Annotated in this window: 15 protein-coding genes; 7 read left to right on the top strand and 8 right to left on the bottom strand. The window is 71.1% G+C overall.

What is annotated here, in order from left to right; genetic code table 11:
- Positions 1–81: 81 nt before the first annotated feature.
- Together IH09_RS09275 and IH09_RS09280 are read left to right on the top strand one after the other, a co-directional pair.
- Positions 82–1,158: a GlxA family transcriptional regulator gene (locus IH09_RS09275; RefSeq protein WP_110952178.1), complete on the top strand. Its 1,077-nt coding sequence runs from the start codon at positions 82–84 to the stop codon at positions 1,156–1,158.
- Complete coding sequence (locus tag IH09_RS09280; protein WP_052855623.1) at positions 1,155–1,904, top strand: MBL fold metallo-hydrolase; 750 nt, start codon at positions 1,155–1,157, stop codon at positions 1,902–1,904. Before IH09_RS09275 ends, IH09_RS09280 begins: the two co-directional genes overlap by 4 nt.
- 53 nt (positions 1,905–1,957) lie before the next feature.
- Here IH09_RS09280 and IH09_RS09285 read toward each other — a convergent pair whose 3' ends face one another.
- The gene (locus IH09_RS09285) at positions 1,958–2,344 is read right to left on the bottom strand and encodes a VOC family protein (protein ID WP_052855624.1); all 387 of its coding nucleotides are present in this window, start codon (positions 2,342–2,344) and stop codon (positions 1,958–1,960) included.
- 123 nt (positions 2,345–2,467) lie between these two features.
- Positions 2,468–6,061: a DNA polymerase III subunit alpha gene (dnaE, locus tag IH09_RS09290; protein WP_052855625.1), complete on the bottom strand. Its 3,594-nt coding sequence runs from the start codon at positions 6,059–6,061 to the stop codon at positions 2,468–2,470.
- A gap of 488 nt (positions 6,062–6,549) precedes the next feature.
- Here dnaE and IH09_RS09295 point away from each other — a divergent pair, with 488 nt between their 5' ends.
- Together IH09_RS09295 and IH09_RS09300 are read left to right on the top strand one after the other, a co-directional pair.
- Complete coding sequence (locus IH09_RS09295; RefSeq protein ID WP_052855626.1) at positions 6,550–7,428, top strand: radical SAM/SPASM domain-containing protein; 879 nt, start codon at positions 6,550–6,552, stop codon at positions 7,426–7,428.
- An 8-nt stretch (positions 7,429–7,436) separates the two neighbouring features.
- On the top strand, positions 7,437–8,567 hold the full coding sequence (locus IH09_RS09300; RefSeq protein WP_052855627.1) for a methyltransferase domain-containing protein: 1,131 nt from the start codon (positions 7,437–7,439) through the stop codon (positions 8,565–8,567).
- An 89-nt stretch (positions 8,568–8,656) separates the two neighbouring features.
- On the opposite strand, the gene IH09_RS09305 is transcribed toward IH09_RS09300, so the two are convergent.
- Positions 8,657–8,947: a hypothetical protein gene (locus IH09_RS09305; protein WP_052855628.1), complete on the bottom strand. Its 291-nt coding sequence runs from the start codon at positions 8,945–8,947 to the stop codon at positions 8,657–8,659.
- A 404-nt stretch (positions 8,948–9,351) separates the two neighbouring features.
- Positions 9,352–9,594, bottom strand: a complete 243-nt coding sequence (locus tag IH09_RS09310) for a hypothetical protein (RefSeq protein ID WP_052855629.1) — start codon at positions 9,592–9,594, stop codon at positions 9,352–9,354.
- A 251-nt stretch (positions 9,595–9,845) separates the two neighbouring features.
- On the opposite strand from IH09_RS09310, the gene IH09_RS09315 reads away from it, so the two are divergent.
- The 3 genes from IH09_RS09315 (at position 9,846) to IH09_RS09325 (ending at position 13,937) form a co-directional block, all read left to right on the top strand.
- On the top strand, positions 9,846–10,319 hold the full coding sequence (locus tag IH09_RS09315) for a MarR family winged helix-turn-helix transcriptional regulator (RefSeq protein ID WP_052855664.1): 474 nt from the start codon (positions 9,846–9,848) through the stop codon (positions 10,317–10,319).
- 11 nt (positions 10,320–10,330) lie between these two features.
- Positions 10,331–12,919, top strand: a complete 2,589-nt coding sequence (locus IH09_RS09320) for an MFS transporter (protein WP_052855630.1) — start codon at positions 10,331–10,333, stop codon at positions 12,917–12,919.
- 175 nt (positions 12,920–13,094) lie between these two features.
- Positions 13,095–13,937 (top strand): YceI family protein, encoded by an 843-nt coding sequence (locus IH09_RS09325; protein ID WP_052855631.1) that lies wholly within the window; start codon positions 13,095–13,097, stop codon positions 13,935–13,937.
- A 39-nt stretch (positions 13,938–13,976) separates the two neighbouring features.
- On the opposite strand, the gene IH09_RS09330 is transcribed toward IH09_RS09325, so the two are convergent.
- From IH09_RS09330 to IH09_RS09345, 4 genes are all read right to left on the bottom strand, one after another.
- Positions 13,977–14,744 carry a TetR/AcrR family transcriptional regulator gene (locus IH09_RS09330; RefSeq protein ID WP_052855632.1) on the bottom strand — a complete coding sequence of 256 codons (768 nt, stop codon included), beginning with the start codon at positions 14,742–14,744 and terminating at the stop codon, positions 13,977–13,979.
- Positions 14,745–14,822: 78 nt separating this feature from the next.
- On the bottom strand, positions 14,823–16,376 hold the full coding sequence (locus IH09_RS09335; protein ID WP_052855633.1) for an MFS transporter: 1,554 nt from the start codon (positions 16,374–16,376) through the stop codon (positions 14,823–14,825).
- Positions 16,377–16,482: 106 nt separating this feature from the next.
- Complete coding sequence (locus IH09_RS09340; RefSeq protein WP_110952171.1) at positions 16,483–18,819, bottom strand: ArnT family glycosyltransferase; 2,337 nt, start codon at positions 18,817–18,819, stop codon at positions 16,483–16,485.
- Positions 18,816–20,273, bottom strand: a complete 1,458-nt coding sequence (locus IH09_RS09345; protein WP_240151005.1) for a glycosyltransferase — start codon at positions 20,271–20,273, stop codon at positions 18,816–18,818. The genes IH09_RS09340 and IH09_RS09345 overlap by 4 nt, the downstream gene beginning before the upstream one ends.
- Between the last annotated feature and the right edge of the window lie 84 nt (positions 20,274–20,357).

The following is a 20,357-nucleotide window of genomic DNA, read 5'->3' on the forward strand; positions in this document are numbered from 1 at the left end:
TGTCGCCATGTCCGGGTCACGTCCGGATCATGCAGAGACCGGTCATTGCAGACATCGGGGAGGCGGGCGAGGCTGGTGACCATGAGCACTCCCCGGCACCGTGTGGTGATCGCCGTCTTCCCGGGCGTGGACGCACTCGACGTGACCGGTCCCGTCGAGGTCTTCGCCATGGCCGGGCAGGTCCTGGGCGGGCGCCGTCCCGGGTACGACGTGCGGATCCTCGCGCACCGCGCGGAACCGGTGGACACCTTCTCCGGGGTGCGGCTCGGCGTGGACGGGACGTTCGCCGACCACACCGGCACCATCGACACCCTGCTGATCCCCGGCCGGATGGACATCGGCCCGGAGGGGCCGGTGCCGCGTATCGACCACGAGGTGGTCGCCTGGCTGCGCGAGACGGCGCCGCACGCCGGCCGGGTCGCCGCCGTCTGCGCGGGCACGCATGTGGCCGCCGCGGCCGGACTCCTCGACGGTCACCGCGCCACCACCCACTGGGCCGCCGCGCAGCTGCTGGCCGCCGAGCATCCCGAGGTGACGGTCGACCCCGATCCGATCTTCATCCGCTCGGGCCGGATCTGGACCGGCGCGGGCATCACGTCCTCCATGGACCTGGCGCTGGCCCTGGTCGCGGACGACCACGGCGACGAGGCGGCCCTGGAGGTCGCCCGGATCATGGTCATGTACCTCCAGCGGCCGGGCGGCCAGAGCCAGTTCAGCGTGCAGCTCTCGCATCAGCAGCCCGGCCGCGGTGCCGCCCGCGCAGACGTCCGCACCGATGTGCGCGCCCTGCGGCTGTGGATCGGCGACCATCTGGCCGAGGACTTGTCCGTACCGGTCCTGGCCGCCCGGATGAACATGAGCGAGCGGCACTTCTCCCGCGTCTTCCACCGGGAGACCGGCAGCACCCCCGGCGCCTTCGTGGAGCGGCTGCGCCTGGAGGCGGCGCGCCGCCTGCTGGAACGGACCGACCGGCCACCCGCCGGCATCGCCGCCGCCACCGGGCTGCGCTCCGTCGAAACGTTCTACCGCGTCTTCCGCGACCGGCTCGGCACCTCCCCCGCCGAATACCGGCGGCGCTTCCGCACCGATACCCAGGAGAACACCGTGCAGAACCCCGTACCGAACACCGCACAGAACACCACCGGGACTACCTCATGAAGATCACTGCCACGCACATCGGGACCGCCACCGCCCTGGTGGAGGCCGGCCCCCTGCGGCTGCTCACCGATCCCGTCTTCGACCCGGCGCCGGCCACGTACGTGCACGGCCCGATCACCCTGCGCAGCACCGGGCACCCCGCCCTCACCGCGGCTGAGCTGCCGCCGGTCGACGCGGTCCTGCTCAGCCACGACGAGCACCCCGACAACCTGGATGACGCCGGCCGCGCCCTGCTGCCCGGCAAGACCGTCCTCACCACCGTCAGTGGTGCGGCCCGCCTCGGTGCCGGAGCAATCGGCCTGGCGCCCTGGCAGACCCGCGAACTCACCGCCCACGGCCGCACGCTGCGGATCACCGCCACCCCGGGACGGCACGGCCCGTTCGGCGATGTCATCGGCTTCGTCCTGGAGACGCCCGGGGAGGACGGCGCCGTCTACATCTCCGGGGACACCGTGCACTTCCCCGAACTGGACGAGATCGGCCGCCGCTTCACCATCGGCACCGCCTTCCTCCACCTCGGCGCCGCCCGGCTGGCCGCCTTCGCCGGCGACGACCTCATCACCATGGACGGCGCCCAGGGGGCGGCCCTGGCGCGTTCCCTCGGCGCGCGCACCGTCGTCCCGCTCCACTACGCCTCGTGGGAACACTTCACCGAGGACCGCGCCGATATCACCGCCGCGTTCGCGGCCGAGGGCATCGCCGACCGCCTGCACTGGCTCACACCCGGCCGGCCCGAGGTCCTCTGACGCCCCGGGGTTCTCCGGCGTCCCGAGGTCCTCCGGCGTCCCGCGTCCCGCCCCTACTCGCTGTGCACGATCTGGATCAGATTGCCGCAGGTGTCGTCCAGAACCGCGGTGGTGACCGGGCCCATCTCCAGCGGCTCCTGGGTGAAGCGCACCCCGAGCCCGCGCAGCCGGCTGAACTCCGCCGGTACGTCGTCCACGGCGAAGGAGGCGGCCGGGATGCCGTCCTTGACCAGCGCCGCCTTGTACGGCTTCACCGCGGGGTGGCCGTCGGGCTCCAGCAGCAGTTCGGTCCCGTCGGGGGCCTCCGGCGAGACCACGGTCAGCCAGCGGTCCGCGCCCAGCGGGACCTCGGTCTTCTTCACGAAGCCCAGCACGTCCGTGTAGAAGCGCAGGGCCTTGTCCTGGTCGTCGACGAAGACACTGGACAGGTGAATCTTCATGGGGCGCTCTCCGGTGCGTCGGCCCTGAGCCACCGGGTCACGATGGGCTCAGGGGGTTCGGTGTTCAGCACCAGTGTGACCGGCGCGCGGACGCCCCGCTCGGCAACCGTACGTCCGGCCCGGTCACGTCACGCCCAGCCACACACCCGGCCCGAAGGCGCCCTTGACGTCGGAGGCGAGCGAGGCCGGATCCACCAGGAAGCCCAGCTCGTACACGACCGTCCGGCCGGGCGTCCCGAGTCGTAGCCGTACCGGGCTTTCGCCCTTGTGGGCCGTGAGGATCCGCTTCAGCTCGGCGACCACGGGCTCGTTGACCCGGTACGCGGAGAACGCGAGCTGTACCGGCGGCCGGCCGCCGCTCTCGGCGGAGGAGATGTCCAGCAGCTGGATCTCCTGCCCGTAGATGTTGACCACCCCGTCCCGCTCGTTCAGCCGGCCCTGGACGGAGATCACGCTGTCCGGGATCAGCGCGTGCTGGACCAGGCCGTAGGTGGCCGGGAAGAACAGGATCTCCATCTCGCCGTCCCGGTCGGCGAGGTTGACGATCGCCCAGGCGCTGCCCTGCTTGGTCATCCGGCGGTCGACGTTGGTGATGAGGCCGGACAGGCGCACCACGCCTTCGGTGCGGCCCGAGCCGAGGAGTTCGCTGATCGTGGTGTCGCGGTTGCGCGTCAGGATGTGTTCGGTGCCGTCCAGGGGATGCGCCGACACGTACAGGCCGAGCATCTCCCGTTCCGTGGACAGGAGTTGCTTGCGGGGCCACTCGTCCTCGCCGATGGGGAAGTCCAGCCCGAACACGGGCTGCTCATCGTTGCCTCCGCCGCCCATCCCCGCGAAGAGGTCGTCCTGTCCGAAGGAGGCGGCCTTCTTCACCGGGATGACCGCGTCGATGGCGTCCTCGTGGGCGGCGGACAGGCCCTTGCGGGTGTGCCCGAGCGAGTCGAAGGCACCCGCCTTGATCAGCGAGTCCACGGCCCGCTTGTTGAGTGCCGCGATATCGGCCTTGTCGAGGAAGTCGGGGAAGGACGCGTACTTTCCCTTGGACTTGCGGGAGGCGACCAGCGATTCGATGACGCCTTCACCGACGTTCCGCACGGAACGCAGGCCGAACCGCACATCGTCGCCGACGGCGGTGAAGTTGGCGACGGACTCGTTGATGTCCGGGGGCAGCACCTGCACCCCCAGCTTGCGGGCGTCCGCCAGATAGATGCCCGCCTTGTCCTTGTCGTCGCCCACCGAGGTGAGCAGCGCGGCCATGTACTCGGCCGGGAAGTTGGCCTTGAGGTAGGCGGTCCAGTAGGAGACGAGCCCGTACCCGGCGGTGTGCGACTTGTTGAAGGCGTAGCCGGAGAACGGGAGCATGACGTCCCACAGCGCCTTGACCGACTCTTCGCTGTAGTCGTTGCCCCGCATACCGCCGTGGAACTTCTCCCACTCGGCGGCCAGCACCTCGGGCTTCTTCTTGCCCATGGCGCGGCGCAGCAGGTCGGCGCCGCCGAGGGTGTAGCCGGCGAGCTGCCGGGCGATGGCCATGATCTGCTCCTGGTAGATGAGCAGGTGGAAGGTGTTGCCGAGGATCGGCTCCAGCGCGTCCTTGAGCTCCGGGTGGATCGGTTCGATCTGCTGGCGGCCGGTCTTGCGGTGCGCGTAGTTGGTGTGGGCGTTCGCCGCCATGGGGCCGGGGCGGTAGAGGGCGAGGGCGGCCGCGATGTCCTCGAACCGGGAGGGCTCCATCAGCTTCAGCAGGGTGCGCATACCGGCGCCGTCGAGCTGGAACACGCCGAAGGTGTCACCGCGCGCGAGCAGTTCGAAGGTGGCGGTGTCGTCCAGCGGGATCGGCCGGTCGCCGTTCTGCGGGACCGTGTCGGTGGTGATGGTGACACCGCGGTTCTCGCGGATGTTCTGCAGCGCGTGGTCGATGACTCCCAGGTTGCGCAGACCGAGGAAGTCCATCTTGACCAGGCCCATGTCCTCGCAGGACGGGTAGTCGAAGCCGGTGATCTTGACGCCGTCCTTGGCGCGCATGTGCAGCGGGATGCGGTCCGTGAGCCGGGTCTTCGACAGGATGACGGCGGCGGCGTGCACACCGGTGTTGCGGATCAGGCCCTCGACGCCCTTGGCGCCGTCGACGACCCGCTTCACGTCCGGTTCGCTCTCGTACAGCGAGCGGATCTCGCCCGCCTCGCCGTACCGAGGGTGCGCGGAGTCGAAGATCCCGCTGATCGGGATGCTCTTGCCCATCACGTCCGGGGGCAGCGCCTTGGTGATCCGCTCCCCGTGCGAGAAGGGGTAGCCGAGCAGCCGCGAGGTGTCCTTGATGGCGTTCTTGGCCTTGAGCTTGCCGAAGGTGTTCACCATGGCCGTGTACGCGTCGCCGTACTTCTCGACGACGTAGCGCACCATCCGGTCGCGCTGGCGGTCGTCGAAGTCGAGGTCGACATCCGGCGGGTTGATGCGCTCGGGGTTCAGGAACCGCTCGAAGAGCAGGCCGTGCTCCAGCGGGCACAGCTCGGTGATGCGGGTGGCGTACGCGACGATGGAGCCGGTCGCCGAGCCGCGGCCGGGGCCGACGGGGATCCTGTTGTCGCGGGCGTGGCGGCAGATGTCGGCGACGACGAGGAAGTAACTGGAGAAGTTCATCGGGCCGATGACCGCCATCTCGGTCTCGAACCGCGCCAGGACCTCGGCGGGGACCGGGTCGCCGTAGCGCATGGCGAGGCCCCGGAGGCACTCCTTGCGCAGCCAGGACTCCTGGGTCTCGCCGTCGGGAACGCCGGGGAAGTTCGGCATCTCGTCGACGTTCTCGAAGACCGACGCGTACGACTCGATGCGCTCGGCGATCAGCAGCGTGTTGTCGCACGCCTCGGGGATCTCGGCGAACAGCTCGCGCATCTGGGCGGCGGTCTTGAGGTAGTAGCCGGTGCCGTTGAACCGGAAGCGGTTCGGGTCGTCCTTGTTCTTGCCCACGCCGATGCAGAGCAGGTTGTCGTGGGCGTCCGCGTGCTCTTCGAGGACGTAGTGCGCGTCGTTGGTGGCCAGGAGGGGGATGGCGAGCTCCTTCGCCAGCCGCAGCAGGTCACCGCGGACGCCGCGCTCCAGGTCCAGGCCGTGGTCCATCAGTTCCAGGAAGTAGTTCTCCTTCCCGAGGATGTCCTGACAGCGGCCGGCGGTCTCCCGGGCCTCGTCGTACTGGTTCAGGCGGAGCCGGGTCTGGATGGCGCCCGAGGGGCAGCCGGTCGTCCCGATAATCCCCTCGGCATGCTCGGCGATCAGCTCCAGGTCCATGCGCGGCTTACCGGCCGGGAACTGGCCCGTGTACGACGCCTCCGTCGACAGGTGGAACAGGTTCTGGAGACCCGTGACGTTCCGCGCCCACATCGTCATATGGGTGAAGCGGCCACCACCACTGACATCCTTCGAACCCTCACCGTCATCCGCCATCGCCCGGACACCGCCGGGGCCCCAGAACTCCTGCTTGCGATTGCGGCGCGAGGAGGGGGCGACATACGCCTCGATCCCGATGATCGGCTTCACCCCGTCGAAGCCCTTGGCCACCTGCTGAAATTCGTACGCACCGAACATATTGCCGTGATCGCTCATGGCGATGGCGGGCATTCCCTGCCGCGCGACCTCCGCGAACATCGGCTTCAGCCGCTGGGCTCCGTCGAGCATCGAGTATTCGGTGTGATTATGCAGGTGAACAAAACTGTCGGACACCGGGCAGCCACCTCCGAGGCGGGTCGCGGGAAGCGGCCACACTATCCCCCGGCATCCCCGGAACCGGCCCTTCCCGACCCCCGCGGAGAAATTCCCGAAAGAGCGAAACGATGACCTGGGAGTATCACGCAAAGTTCTTGCGGGGCCTGGAATTCTGGGGGGGATCCTTATGGCGGGCCACGGTCGAATGTTCTCCGGGGGGGGAGTCATGGTGCGCGATCTAGGGGATATGGCCCAGAATCCGGACCCGTTCGATCTTTTCTGACCGTATGCGCTTACAGAAAACGCCACTTCCATCTTTCTGGAAAAACCGACCTCCGGATTTATGCGGCGCCGTAAATAATGCGGCGCAGGCGTCCGTTGGGGCGCGATGCCGGATTCCTGGCGTGGGGCGGGTACGGGGCGGAGTCTGCGGAGCCGTGTATCGGGTCCGTCGAGTCCCCGCCAGGGTCGAAGTCACGGAGCACACCGAGACCGAAGGAGCGGCAATGAGCACGGTCGTAGAGAGCACGGCGACCGCCCCGAAGGTTGTCGAACTGGAGATCACCGGGGCCTGTCAGCTCCAGTGCACGCAGTGCTTTGCCGAATCGGGGCCACACGGCACGCACGGCGCGATGACGGCCGACGACTGGCGGCGAGTGATCAGTGACGCCGCGGCGCTGGGCATGCGCGAAGTACAGCTCATCGGCGGCGAGCCGACCATGCACCCGGCTTGGGCGGAACTGGTCGACCGCGCGCTGTGTCTCGGCATCGGGGTCGAGGTCTACAGCAACCTGTTCCACATCAAGCCCGGTTGGTGGAGTGTGCTCGCGCGCGAGGGCGTGAAGCTGGCCACCAGCTATTACAGCGACCGCGCCGAAGAACACGACGCGATCACGACCCGGCCGGGGAGCTACGAGCGGACCCGGGCCCACATCGCCGAGGCCGTACGGCGCGGTATCCCGCTGCGCGTCGGCATCGTGTCCGTCTTGCGGGGGCAACGCGTGGCCGAGGCGCGCCGGGAACTGGAAGCACTCGGCGTGACGCAGATCCGCACGGACCGGACACGGCACCTCGGCCGGGCCTCGTTGCCTGGCACCGAGGCAGACGCGACGGAGCTCTGCGGGCGCTGCGGGCACGGACAGGTGGCCGTGCTGCCCTCGGGAGAGGTGACGCCGTGCGTGATGTCGCGATGGCTGGTCACCGGCAACGTCCGAAAGAGCGGCTTGGCCGCCATCCTGGGGGGCGAGTCGTGGGCCGAGGCGTTGCACGCGATCCCGGCCCGCGCCGACGGCAACTCGTGCGACCCGGATTGCAAGCCCGCGTCGGACAGCGGCGACTGCTCGCCCGCCGAGCGGGATGCATGCGACCTCAAGTACGACGAGTGAGGCTGCCCATGGAGTGGAAGACGCACGCCGAACGGCTCGCGGCCGAGGTGACTCCGGCCGTCTCCCGGTGGCGGGACGCGGTCGCCGGTACCCCCCGGCACGTCTTCGTGCCCCGGTGGTGGGAACCGGCGGGCGATGGCGCGTGGGCGCTGCGGGACGGGCCGGGAGACGCGTCGGCATGGCTGCGCGCCGCCTACTCGGACACGTCCCTGGTGACCCGGGTCGGCCCGCGGCACGCCGACGACGCGAGCCCCGACGAGCGGCCGAGCGGGGTGCCCACGTCGTCGGGCACCATGCCCGGCTTGGTGGTGCGGATGCTGCGCCACGGGCTGTTGTACGACGGTGCCGACCTCGGCCTGATCGGCACGGGCACCGGGGCCAGTACCGCCCTCGCGGTGCACCGGCTCGGGGCCGGGCACGTCACGGCCATGGACGTGGACCCCTACCTGACCGAGGCCGCGACGGCGCGGCTCGCCTCGCTGGGCATGTCCCCCCGGGTGGTCACCTGTGACGCGACGGAATCGCTCCCCGGGGACTTCGACCGCATCGTGTCGATGGTGGCCCTGCGCAATCTCGCCGGTGTGCTGGCCGCGCTCCGGCCCGGCGGACGGCTGGTGACCACCCTCGCCCGTATGCACGTGATCGTCACGGCCGACAAGGAGCCGGACGGCGGCGCACGCGGGGTGGTCGAATGGGACCGGGCCGGGTTCATGCGCACCCGTACCGGCTCCACCTACCCTTCCGACGCGGGCGAGTTGTTCGCCGCCGTACGGGACCGTGCGGGCGAGGACGTGACCGAGGGCCGCTATCCGGTGCTGAACGTGGCCGAAGCGTGGGATGTGCACGCCATGCTCGAACTCGCCGCACCCGGGGTGGAGTGCCACTACGAGGAACGCGGCGAGCAGCGCACGGCGTGGCTGGTACACCCCGACGGCTCATGGGCCCGTGCCTCGGCGACGTGGATCCGGCCGCCCGCCGTCCACCAGGGCGGCCCGCGGCGCCTGTGGACGGCGCTGGAACGCATCCGGCACCGGCTCAACGCCGAGGGCGGCCTGCCGATCTACGGCAGCCGGGTGCACATCACGCCCGACGGTGTATGCCACTTCGCACGCGGCCGATGGTCGGCCTCGTACGGCTGACGGCGCCGGACGGCCCGCGGCGGCCCCGTCCGGTCGACGACGGCCGACGGGCCGGCCCGGCCGCGGGGCCGCCGGTCATCCGGTGGCCGTCACTGGATGCGCACGCTCGCCCCGAACTCGAAGGTCTTGGACTCGCCCCGCTTGACCTGGCCCGCGACGGGCCCCTGGCAGCCCGGCCGGTCGTAGACGTTCGCCACCTGGTCGGTCTGGTTCCCGACGATGAGGGGGAAGATATCGCTCTCGTAGCAGCCGCGCGGGTTGTGGTACGTCGTGAAGCCGACCTTGAGGTCACCGGTGGCCGCCTGGGCCGATCCGGGTACCGCCACGCCCACCACCGCCGCCAGGACCACCGCGCCGAGAGCCTTGCAGAGCTGCCTCATGCCATCACTCCAGATGCTGCCGAAAAGACCTAAAAAGACCCGAATAGGGAGATATGGGGCAACGTAACGTGCTCCGGCCCGGCGGAGCCGCAGTCCGCGCGCGCCTGCACCCGATCGCGCGGACGGGCGGACGGACGGGCGGAGCCTGGGCGGCGCACGCATAGCGAAGGGGCCCGGCATCGCCGGGCCCCTCGGTCGTACGGAAGTCACACACGGAACACACGGAAGTCAGAGACGGGAGCGCACAGCGGACGCGTACGGGAAGTCACGCACAGGCGGCGCATACCGGAAGTCGCGCACAGACGCGGGCACAGAGGACGGCCGAGGACTACTGAGTACAGCGGGAGAGGCGGCCGCGGAGGCAGCTATATAGGGGACGGCCCCGGAGCCGCCCCCGGCGCCACCTACCCGAGGGCCAGCCAGGCCGCGCCCACGACGACCAGGATCGCGACGATCACGCCGACGATGAGGCCGACACTGGGGCCGCCCGATGCGGCACGGCGGGAGCCCGCGGGCTGGGGGGCCGCGGCGCGGCGGGAGCCGGCGGGCTGGGGCGGGGCGCCCTCGTCGACGAAGGCTCGGAACATCTGCGTGCTGCCCGCCGGGTCGTAGTTGCCCTCGGCCTGGTTCTGCGGGTTGGTCGCCATGGGGAAGGACCCTAGCGAACGGGGAGTTGACGGGGCACCTCTGGGGCGCGTCCGGGCACAACCGGGGGTGCCCGAGGGGGTGCGGGGAGCTCGTGGAGGGGGGATGGGTGCGCGTACCGCTGTCCGCCTTTTGACCCGGTCGCGGGGGAGAATTTTGGCTCCCTTTACCGCCGGACCCCCAAAATCGTTTGCCTTCAGCAACCAACAGAGTTTATGGTTGCCCGAAGCAACAAATGATCGTGGAGGAGCTCATGGCCGCTCGGAGTCAGTACGAAGAGCTGGCCAGGCAACTCAGTGCCATCGGCGCCGTCAAACGCGGAATGGGGCGGATCCTCCCCCCGGACTGCCCGCCCGCCTCGGCGGGTGTGCTCACCCTTCTCGACCGGCACGGCGAGATGCGGATGAGCCAGCTCGCCGAGCTGCTCGCGATCGACATGTCGGTGACCAGCCGGCATGTCGCGCACGCCGCCGAGCGCGGCTGGATCGAGCGGAAGCCCGACCCCGCCGACAAGCGGTCGCGGCTGCTGCGCCTGACCCCGAGCGGCACGGAGGTCCTCAACGACCTCGCCAAACGCTCCGCCGAAACACTCGCCCGGTATCTGGATGACTGGACCGACACCGACGTCGGGCATCTCACCGAGCTGCTCGCCAGGCTCCGTTCGAGCTTCGGCGACTGCCGTATCCGGGCGCATCACGACTCCACCACCCGTACACCCGCAGGATGAAAAGGAACTACATGGCTACGACCACACCAGCCGGTGTGCGGGGCGGCCACGCCAAGCACGGGGGCGGCGGTCACGACGCCCCCGCCGGTGGCCCGATGACGCACCGTCAGATCATGGAGGCGCTGTCCGGGCTGCTGCTCGGCATGTTCGTCGCGATCCTCTCGTCGACGATCGTCTCCAACGCGCTGCCGCAGATCATCCACGAACTCGACGGCGGCCAGAGCGCCTACACCTGGGTCGTGACGGCGTCGCTGCTGGCGATGACCGCGACCACCCCGCTGTGGGGCAAGCTCTCCGACCTGTTCAGCAAGAAGCTGCTGGTGCAGGCCGCGCTGGTCATCTACGTACTGGGCTCGGTGGTGGCCGGGCTCTCGCAGAACACCAGCATGCTGATCGCGTGCCGGGTGATCCAGGGCATAGGCGTGGGCGGTCTGTCCGCCCTGGCCCAGATCGTGATGGCCGCGATGATCTCGCCGCGGGAGCGCGGCCGGTACAGCGGCTACCTCGGTGCCACCTTCGCCGTCGCCACCGTCGGCGGCCCGCTGCTCGGTGGCGTCATCACCGACACCAGCTGGCTCGGCTGGCGCTGGTGCTTCTACGTCGGCGTGCCCTTCGCGGTGATCGCGCTGATCGTGCTCCAGAAGACCCTGAAGCTCCCCGTCGTCAAGCGCGAGGGCGTCAAGGTCGACTGGACGGGCGCCTTCTTCATCAGCGCGGCGGTCTCGCTGCTGCTGGTGTGGGTGACGCTGGCCGGCAGCAACTACGACTGGCTGTCGTGGCAGACCTTCGTGATGGTCGGCGGCGCGATCGTGCTCGGCGCGGTCTTCGTCTTCGTCGAGTCCAGGGCGAAGGAGCCGATCGTCCCGCTGCGGCTGTTCCGCAACAAGACGATCACGCTGGCCTCGGTGGCCTCGCTCTTCGTCGGTATCTCGATGTTCACCGGCACCGTCTTCTTCAGCCAGTACTTCCAGCTGGCGCGCGGCCAATCACCGACGATGTCCGGTGTCATGACGATCCCGATGATCGCCGGTCTCTTCGTCTCCTCGACCGTCTCGGGCCAGGTCATCACCAAGACCGGCCGCTGGAAGGCGTGGCTGGTCACCGGCGGTGTGCTGCTGACCGCGGGCCTGGGCCTGCTGAGCACCATCCGCTACGACACCACGTACTGGCACATCGCGATCTTCATGGCGCTGATGGGTCTCGGCATCGGCATGATGATGCAGAACCTGGTGCTGGCCACCCAGAACCAGGTCGCCCCCGAGGACCTCGGCTCCGCCTCCTCGCTGGTCACCTTCTTCCGCTCCCTCGGTGGTGCGGTGGGCGTCTCGGTGCTCGGTGCGGTGCTCTCCACCCGCGTCACGCACTACGTGAAGGACGGCCTGGTCGAGACATTCGGTCCCGAGAAGGCCGCGCAGATGGGCCAAGCCGGCGGCGGTGGCATCCCGGACCTGTCCGCGCTGCCGGCTCCACTGCGGACCATCATGGAGAGCGCCTACGGACACGGTGTCGCCGATGTCTTCATGTACGCCGCGCCCTGCGCGCTGCTCGCCTTCCTCTTCACCCTGTTCATCAAGGAGGTCGCGCTGAAGACCCGGGGCGGGCTGGAGCAGGGCGCGTCCGGTTCGACGGCCCCGGCCGGTACCGCCGTCCTGACCTCCGCCGACACCGCCGCCCCGGCGGCCGCCGAGGAGCGGGAGCCCGCGCTGGTGGGCGCCCCGTCGGCCGGCTCCGCCGAGGACGGCCACACCCCCTCCTGGGCCCAGCCGGCCCCGGCGGCGGCCACTCAGCCGCTGGCGGCGTTCGCCTCGGCGGGCGGCGGGGACGCCACCCCGGCCGGTCCGGCGGTGCACGGCTTCGTCCGCAACGCCGAGGGCGGTCCGGTACCGCGCTCCGCGGTGACGCTGATCTCGCTCGGCGGGCGCCAGCTGGGCCGCTCGGTCGCCCAGGCCGACGGCGCGTACACGCTCGACGCCCCCGGCGCCGGCTCGTACGTCCTGATCGCGGCGGCCGACGGCCACCAGCCGCAGGCGTCCACGGTCGTCGTCGGCGACCGGCCGGTCGGCTACGACATCCTGCTCAGCGGCACCAGCGGCCTCGGCGGCCAGGTCCGCGGCGCGGTCACCGGTGAGCCGGTCGAGGGTGCGATGGTCGTCGTCACCGACGTCCGCGGCGAGGTGCTGGCCACCGGGAAGACCGGGGCCGAGGGCTACTTCGCCTTCGACGAACTGGCCGCCGGCACCTTCACCGTCGCCGTGAACGCGGCGGACTACCGGCCGACCGCACTGCCCGTCGAGGTCGGCGGCCAGGGCACGGCCCATATCGAGATCGAGCTGCTGTCCGGCGCCCGGGTGCAGGGCACCGTCCGGGCGGGCGGCGGGCGCGACCCGCTGACGGACGCCCGGGTCACGCTGGTGGACGCGGCGGGCAACGTCGTCGCCACCTCGACGACCGGTGCGGACGGCGCGTACGCCTTCACCGATCTGGACGCCGGCGACTACACGGTCATCGCGAGCGGCTACCCGCCGGTCGCCACCGGCCTCCAGGTGGACGCACGCGGGGTCGACGGCCACGACATCGACCTCGCCCACCCCGGGGACTGACCCGGCCCCGGGTGAACCGCCCGGGATGCGAAACCCCGGGCCGGGCGCGCCGTGAGCGGCGACGCGCCCCGGCCCGGCCCCAGGGCCCCGGCGGCGGCCGTGCGCACAGGCAGGGGACGGCCTGCACGCCGCCGCCCGGGGCCCGACACGTACCAGGCAAGAAACGGGAGTGGCAATGACTTCGACGGGCGCGGGAACTGCGGGAGTACGGGCGCGGATCCGCACACGGGACGGCTGGGCGGTCCAGCACGCCGTACTGACCGTCACCGATATGGCGGGTGCCCAGGTGCTGCGCGCACCGGCCGACGAGGACGGCACCGTCCGCGGCGAACAGCCGCTGCCCACCGGTCCGTACACGGTCATCGTGACGGCCGTCGGCTACGCCCCGGCGGCGGCCGGTGCGATCGTGACGGCGAGCGGCCGGCTGGACGCCGGCACGGTGGTGCTGGCGCGGCAGGGCGGTACGGAGCTGCCGCCGCCCGGTGTCTGGACGGTCGACCCGGTGCACTCGACGGTGGCCGCGGTCGCCCAGCACCTGGGGATCTCCAGCGTGCACGGCCGGTTCACCGAGTTCAGCGGCCGGATCGAGATCGCCGAGGACCTGGCGCACTCGACCGTCCAGGCGGTCATGAAGGCCGAGTCGATCGACACCGGCAACGGTCTGCGCGACGACCATCTGCGCTCCGCGGACTTCCTGAACGTCGCGGAGTTCCCCGAACTCACCTACCGCAGCAGCGGTCTGGAGCCGGCCGGCGCGGACCGCTGGACGGTGCACGGCGAGCTGTCCCTGCACGGCGTCGTCCGGCCGGTGGACCTGGACCTGAGCTATCTCGGCACCGGCCCCGACCCGTGGGGCGGGGTGCGGGCGGCCTTCCGGGCCACCGCCGCGCTGCGCCGCGAGGACTTCAAGATGAACTACAACCAGGTCGTCGCGGCCGGGATCGCGGCGATCGGCACGACGCTGAAGGTCGAACTGGACATCCAGGCGGTGCAGGGCGAGAGCCTGCCGACCGGCTGACGGGCTGACGGCGGGGCGGGGCGGGACGGCGGCGGGGCCTCAGGCTCCGCCGCCGTCCCGCATCGCCTCGATCCCCGCGATCTGGAGGTCCAGGGCGAACGTGAAGTCCCGGTCCAGCGTGTCGAGGGCGTCGCCCCCGCCGGCGTACGCGGTCCCGGCGGACAGCTCCAGCGCCTCGGCGAGCTCCGGGCGTTCCGAGAGCGCGGCGGCGATCTGGGCGAAGTAGTCGTCCAGGCTGATGCCCGCGGCCCGGCAGCGCGCCTCGTGCAGAGCCCGGATCGTCGAGAAGCCGTAGACGAAGTGGAAGACGGCGGCCAGCGCGCCGGAGATCCGCTCCGGCGCCAGACCGGTGCGGTGCATGACCCGGACCGTGGCGTTGGAGAAGGCGCTCGCGTGCGGGCCGACGTTGATGAACTCGCCCAGCAGCCGGGCCGCCCAGGAGTGCCGCAGCAGCGTGTCGCGGTAGCCGACGGCCAGGACGCGCAGCTGGTCGCGCCAGTCGGCGGCGTCGTCCGACTCGTCCGGGAGCGTCAGTTCGCCGGCCACCGCGTCAACGGCCAGTTCCAGCAGGTCGTCCTTGGTGTCGACGTACCAGTAGACGGACATCGCGGTGACGCCCAGCTCGGCGGCGAGCCGGCGCATCGAGAACTTCGCCAGCCCCTCGGCGTCCAGCAGCCGGACCGACGCCGCGACGATCTTGTCGAGGTCCAGTCCGGCCGGCTGGTCCGCCTTCCGCCTGGGGCGGGGGCGCTCGGCCAGCCAGATACTGCGCAGCCGCTTCCCGGTGCCGCCGTCCGTCGCTGTCATGGCGCCCCTCCCTTTCGCTGAAGCCCCGCCGTATGCCCCGTACCTCGCGTACGGGGCATACGGGTCGTACCGCTGATGCTATTCCGCCGTGGCGGCGGCCGGTTGCGCCGCGGCACCGGCGCCGCCCTCGTCCCCGGGGCCCGCGGCCCGGCGCAGCAGCACCGCGGCGAGCAGCCCGCCGAGGAACACCGCCGCCGCGCCGACCAGCTGGCTGGTGCCGATACCGGCCGCGAAGGCGTCGTGGACGGCGGTCCGCTCGGCATCCGTACGGGCCGCGGCGAGGGCCTCGGGGAGCGATCCGGCACCGGCCGCGACCAGCGGAAGCAGCGCGACGAAACGGGAGTTGAGGACCGCGCCGAGGACGGCGACACCGAGGCCCTGGCCGAACTCCATCAGCGTGCCGTTGACCCCGGCGCCGACGCCGGCCTTGGCCGGCGGGATCGCGGACATGATGGCGTTGGCCATCGTGGGCATGGCGAGCCCGATGCCGACACCCATGACGATCAGACCGGTCAGCATGCCGCCGTAGCTGTCCCCGCCGAGGGTGGCGATGGCGGCGAGACCGCCCGCCAGCAGCGTCATCCCGGAGAGGATCATGCCGGAGGTGCCGAGCCGCGGCGCCAGCCGGGTGCTCAGCCCGCTGAAGTTGACCAGGATGACCGTGCCGGCGAGCGGCGCCATCCGCAGCCCCGCGTCCAGCGGGCCGTAGCCGAGCACCAGTTGGAGGTGCTGGGTGAGCAGGAACATCGAACCGCCCATGCCGAAGGCGACGAGGATGCCGCCCGAGACGGCGCCGACGAACCGGGAATTGCGGAAGAAGTGCATGTCCAGCATCGGATGCGGGACGCGCAGCTCCCAGAGCACGAAGAGGATCAGCCCCACGACGCCGACGGCCGCGGAGATCAGCACCCGGCCCGACAGCCAGCCGTGTCCGGGCCCGGAGATGATCGCGAAGATCACGCCGACCATGCCGACCATGGACAGCAGCGCGCCGAGCAGGTCGGGACGCTCACCGCCGTGGCTCTTCGACTCGGGGACGAGCGCGACCACGGCGAGCAGCCCGATCAGCGCCACCGGCAGGTTGATCAGGAAGAGCGAGCCCCACCAGAAGTGGTTCAGCAGCGAACCGCCGATCAGCGGCCCGGCGGCGAAGCCGAGGGAGCTGATCGCGCTCCAGATGCCAATCGCCTTGGGGCGCTCGGCCTCGTCGAAGACCTGCACGATGACGGCGAGGGTGGTGGTCATCAGCAGGGCGCCGCCGATGCCCATACCGGCGCGGGCGGCGATCAGCTGGGCGGGCGTCTGGGCGAGGGTGGCACCGAGCGAGGCGAGACCGAACAGCGCCAGTCCGATGGCGAGCATCTTCTTCCGGCCGTAGCGGTCGGCGGCATTGCCCGCGGTGAGCAGCAGACCGGACTGGACCAGCGAATAGGCGTTGAGCATCCACTGCACATCGGCGGTGGTCGCGCCCAGCTCCTCGGTGAGGGAGGGCACGGCGACGTTCAGCACGGTGTTGTCGAGGACCACCGTGAGCTGGGCGAGGCAGATGACCGCCAGGATCAGCCAGCGGGCGGGGTGGCGGTCGGGTGGCTGACGGGACACGACGGTGACGTCGGAGGTCACGGTGGGCATGAAGGCTCCCTGTACGGTGCGAGCGGATCGCTTTACACCGTACAGGGAGTCTTATACGCCGTACATTTCATTATCGGGCGGGCGCTTCGGTGGACATTCCGGCGGGTCAGGCCGGCCGCGTCAGGTCGTAGAACGTGGCGCCGCCCACCGTCACCTTCGTGAAGTTCTGCTCGATCCACGAGGTGATCTCCGACGAGTGGCCCTTGCCGCCGCCGAAGCCCCCGCGACCGCCCGGTCCGCCCTGTCCGCCCGGACCGCCCGGCTCACCCTGTCCGCCCGGCTCACCCCGCTCCCCGGCGATGAAGTAATGGATCCTGCCGTCCCGGACGTACTGCTTGAACTGGCCGAGGGTCGGCGACGGGTCGCTGCCGTTGAAGCCGCCGATCGCCATCACCGGCCGCTCCGTGGCCAGTTGGTAGCTCGCGGCGTTCTGCGAGCCGATGGCCGCGGCGGCCCAGGTGTACCGGTCGGCATCCTTCTCCAGCAGCGCCTTGGCCCGGTCGCTCACCTTGCTGCCGTTGAGCAGACCGCCCATACCGCCGCCGCCCATACCGCCCATCCGGCCACCGAACCGCTCGGCCGCCGCACCACCCATACCGCCCGGCCCACCGGGGAAGCCCTGCGGGAACTGGCCATGGCTGCCACCCTGCGCCTGACCGGTGCCCCGTCCGCCTTGGCCGGCACCCGGCGCACCCGGCATACCTGGCATGCCCGGCATACCACCGTTGCCACCCTTTCCGTTTTTGCCGCCCTTACCGCCGGGCCATGCGCCGCCGGGCCATCCGCCGCCCGGTCCGCCCCGGCCGCCCTGGACCGCGGGTCCGGCCGTGATGATCGAACCGCCCTTCGGGGTGCCGACCGTGTCGAGCGTGTACGCGAGCGGGCCCGCCAGCGCCGCCGCCACCCCGAACGCCGCCGCGAGCGCCGCGAGCCGGCGGCGGCCCGCATGTGCCGTGAGCAGCAGCCCCAGCGCCGCCGCCAGGCCGAGCGCCGGCACCACCCAGCGCAGCCACGGCAGCCAGTCCGGCGAACGGTCCAGCAGGACGTACGACCAGACGGCGGTCACCACCACCGTCCCGGCGAGGACCACCGGCGCCGACCGGCCACCGCGCCGCCACAGCAGCGTCGCCCCCATACCGACCAGCGCCGCGATATAGGGCGCCAGCGCGATGTTGTAGTACTGGTGGAAGATCCCGGACATGAAGCTGAAGATCGCGAACGTCATCAGCAGCGCCCCGCCCCAGACGAGGAACTCCGCCCGCTGCGCGGCCTGTTCGGCGGCGACGGCGCGCCGGGCCCGCCGGAGCACGCACACGGCGGCGACCAGCAGGATCAGCGCGGCGGGCAGCAGCCAGGAGATCTGGCCGCCCATGTCGGAGGAGAACAGCCGGGTGAGACCGGTATCGCCCCAGCCGCCACCGCCGCCCCCGCCCCGGTGGCCACCGCCGCCGACGCTGCCGGTCTCGTTGCCGTTGATCCGGCCGAACCCGTTGTAGCCGAAGGTCAGTTCCAGGAAGCTGTTGTGCTGCGAACCGCCGATGTACGGGCGCGCGGACGCCGGCATCAGTTCGACGATCGCCACCCACCAGCCGCCGGACACCACGATCGCCAGCCCCGCGAGCAGCAACTGGCCCAGCCGGCGGCGCAGCGCTACCGGCGCACAGCACGCGTAGACCAGGGCCAGTGCCGGCAGGATCAGCCACGCCTGGAGCGTCTTGGTCAGAAAACCGAGCCCGAAGCAGACACCGGCCAGCACCAGCCACTTCGTCCGGCCGTCCGCCAGGGCGCGCAGCACGGCGGCGATCGCGCAGACCATCAGCAGGCAGAGCAGCGCGTCGGGGTTGTTGAAGCGGAACATCAGGGCGGCGACCGGGGTCAGCGCCAGCGCCGCACCGCTCAGCAGCCCGGCCGCCGCACCGAACCTGCGCCGTACGGCGGCGTACAGCACCCCGACCGTCGCCACGCCCATCAGCGCCTCGGGCACCAGGATCGCCCAGGAACTGAGCCCGAAGAGGCGTACGGAGAGCGCCATCGGCCACAGGGCGGCCGGGGGCTTGTCGACCGTGATGGAGTTCGCCGCGTCCGAGGAGCCGAAGAAGAACGCCTGCCAGCTCTCGCTGCCGGCCTGCACAGCGGCCGAGTAGAACTGGTTCGCGTAACCGGAGGCCGCCAGATCCCAGAGGTAGAGCACGGCGGTGACCGCCAGCAGCACCAGCAGCGCGGGCCGGGCCCAGCGCGGATCCTCCGGACGGCCGCGCACGATCCGCTCGGGCAGCCCCCGCAGCCCGGACCGGGGCTCGTAGCTGCGTACGGGTGGGGGTGGTGGGGCCGGCAGGGGATGCGTGGCCTGCGTGCTCTGCGTGCTCTGCGTGCTCTGCGCGTTCTGCGACGAACCCGGGGGATTCGGTGGCGGCGCCGGGATGCTGGGCTGCTGCGGGGTCATCGGGCGCTCCTGGTGGGGTCGTTCGGGTTGCGCTGTGCGTTGGGGGTGTTGGTGGGGCTCGGGGAGCCGGGGGCGCTCGGGGTAGCGGTGGTGCTTGGGGTACCAGCGGGGCTCGGGGGGCCGATGGGGCTCACGGAGCTGCTCGGGGAGCCGGTGGGGCTCACGGAGCCGCTCGGGGGGCCGGTGGGGCTCACGGGCTCCCCGCGATCGGGCTCCGGGAAGACCCAGGCGCGCAGGAGCAGGAACCGCAGCACCGTCGCCGCGAGGTTGGCGGCCACCAGCACGGCGAGTTCGGTGCCGTGCGAGGGCCGGCCGGTGGCGGCGTCGAGGGCCGCGAGCGAACCGCTGGTCAGGACCAGTCCGATGGCGAAGACGACCAGCCCCTGGGCCTGGTGGCGGACCGCCCGGTCCCGGCCGCGCACCCCGAAGGTGAGCCGCCGGTTGGCCGCCGTATTGACGACGGCGGACACCAACAGGGCGCAGGCATTGGACAGTTGGGGGCCGACACCGAGCCGGAAGAGGGAGTAGAGGCCCAGATAGAGCAGCGTGCTCAGCGCGCCGACGACGCAGAAGCCGACGAGTTGCCGGGCCAGCCCGCCCGGCACCCCGGACAGCTCACGGTCCCGGGGGTCGTCGCCGAAGGGCCGGGCTAGCCGGTCCAGCGGCAGCCCGCCGGTGGCCAGCGCCCGCCCCACCCGCCACACGCCCTTGAGGTCGTCGGTCGCCGTACGGACGATGTGCACGGTGCTGTCCGGGTCGTCGACCCAGTCCACCGGCACCTCGTGGATCCGCAGCCCGGCCCGTTCGGCGAGCACCAGCATCTCGGTGTCGAAGAACCAGCCGCTGTCCTCGATCATCGGCAGCAGCCGCTCGGCGACATCGCCGCGTACGGCCTTGAATCCGCACTGCGCGTCGGAGAACCGGGCGGCGAGCGAACCGCGCAGGATCAGGTTGTAGGCGCGCGAGATGAACTCGCGCCGGGGGCCGCGGACGACCCGCGAACTGCGCGCCAGCCGCGAGCCGATCGCCAGGTCGGAGTGGCCGGAGATCAGCGGCGCGACCAGCGGCAGCAGCGCGTTCAGATCCGTGGACAGATCGACGTCCATATAGGCCAGCACCGGCGCCTCGGAGTGTGACCACACCGTGCGCAGCGCCCTCCCCCGCCCCTTCTGTTCCAGCCGTACGGCGGTGACCTCGTCGATCGCGTCATCGAGCCGCGCGGCGACCTCGGGCGTACGGTCCGTACTCGCGTTGTCGGCGATGGTGATCCGGAAGCCGTACGGGAAGGTGCGGGTGAGGTGGTCATGCAGCCGTCGTACACAGGGTTCGAGGTCGGTCTCCTCGTTGTAGACGGGGACCACGACGTCGAGGACCGTCTCGATCTGGCCCAGGCGCAGATGCTCGCGTGGCGGGAGGGAGCCCAACGGTGCGCGGGCCGGCTGTGTCGTCGTCATGCCGACGACACTGGCCAACCGCCCTGTCACCGCCGTGTGCTGAACCTGTGTCCTGGCTGTGAGTCGGGAAGGGCGAAGACAACT

It is taken from the genome of Streptomyces celluloflavus (assembly GCA_000720995.1).
GTDB classification, from domain to species: Bacteria; Actinomycetota; Actinomycetes; order Streptomycetales; family Streptomycetaceae; genus Streptomyces; species Streptomyces celluloflavus.

Bases quoted from the DNA above. Each gene is read 5' to 3' on its own strand.
- IH09_RS09280 (WP_052855623.1), top strand. From the start codon at position 1,155: ATGAAGATCACTGCCACGCACATCGGGACCGCCACCGCCCTGGTGGAG.
- IH09_RS09335 (WP_052855633.1), bottom strand. From the start codon at position 16,376: ATGCCCACCGTGACCTCCGACGTCACCGTCGTGTCCCGTCAGCCACCC.
- IH09_RS09340 (WP_110952171.1), bottom strand. From the start codon at position 18,819: ATGACCCCGCAGCAGCCCAGCATCCCGGCGCCGCCACCGAATCCCCCG.
- IH09_RS09300 (WP_052855627.1), top strand. From the start codon at position 7,437: ATGGAGTGGAAGACGCACGCCGAACGGCTCGCGGCCGAGGTGACTCCG.
- IH09_RS09295 (WP_052855626.1), top strand. From the start codon at position 6,550: ATGAGCACGGTCGTAGAGAGCACGGCGACCGCCCCGAAGGTTGTCGAA.
- IH09_RS09305 (WP_052855628.1), bottom strand. From the start codon at position 8,947: ATGAGGCAGCTCTGCAAGGCTCTCGGCGCGGTGGTCCTGGCGGCGGTG.
- IH09_RS09285 (WP_052855624.1), bottom strand. From the start codon at position 2,344: ATGAAGATTCACCTGTCCAGTGTCTTCGTCGACGACCAGGACAAGGCC.
- IH09_RS09310 (WP_052855629.1), bottom strand. From the start codon at position 9,594: ATGGCGACCAACCCGCAGAACCAGGCCGAGGGCAACTACGACCCGGCG.
- IH09_RS09275 (WP_110952178.1), top strand. From the start codon at position 82: ATGAGCACTCCCCGGCACCGTGTGGTGATCGCCGTCTTCCCGGGCGTG.
- IH09_RS09325 (WP_052855631.1), top strand. From the start codon at position 13,095: ATGACTTCGACGGGCGCGGGAACTGCGGGAGTACGGGCGCGGATCCGC.
- IH09_RS09330 (WP_052855632.1), bottom strand. From the start codon at position 14,744: ATGACAGCGACGGACGGCGGCACCGGGAAGCGGCTGCGCAGTATCTGG.
- IH09_RS09345 (WP_240151005.1), bottom strand. From the start codon at position 20,273: ATGACGACGACACAGCCGGCCCGCGCACCGTTGGGCTCCCTCCCGCCA.
- IH09_RS09315 (WP_052855664.1), top strand. From the start codon at position 9,846: ATGGCCGCTCGGAGTCAGTACGAAGAGCTGGCCAGGCAACTCAGTGCC.
- IH09_RS09320 (WP_052855630.1), top strand. From the start codon at position 10,331: ATGGCTACGACCACACCAGCCGGTGTGCGGGGCGGCCACGCCAAGCAC.